Genomic DNA, 315 nt, shown 5'->3' with positions numbered 1-315 from the left:
CAGATGAGCGGCAACCAGACGAGCCGACAAAAAGGTCGTGGTATGGACTTTATGGAAGTGCGCCAGTATCAAGCCGGAGATGACATTCGCAGCATCGACTGGCGAGTCACAGCGCGCACAGGAAAAGCACACACTAAATTGTTTGCGGAAGACAAAGAACAAGCGGTGATTTTGTATCTCGACCTCAGCTCAAGCCTTCACTTTGGCTCAAAGTACGTATTGAAGTCAGTACAACTCGCTCATTTCGCCAGTGTTCTTATTTGGCTCACATTAGCCAAAAAAGATCGTATTGGCGCAGTGATTGATGATGGACAC

The 315-nt window shown here is 47.9% G+C and carries 1 protein-coding gene; it reads left to right on the top strand.

Going from position 1 to position 315, the window contains the following annotated elements; genetic code table 11:
* Positions 1-315, top strand: a 315-nt coding sequence (locus R7E42_RS23985; protein ID WP_318073086.1) for a DUF58 domain-containing protein, incomplete at both ends; no start/stop codon positions are given.

It is taken from the genome of Vibrio sp. Vb1337, from assembly GCF_033338715.1.
Taxonomy (GTDB): Bacteria; Pseudomonadota; Gammaproteobacteria; order Enterobacterales; family Vibrionaceae; genus Vibrio; species Vibrio alginolyticus.
The sequence above is the reverse complement of the archived record's forward strand: the minus strand, read 5'-3'. Positions and strand labels throughout refer to the sequence as shown.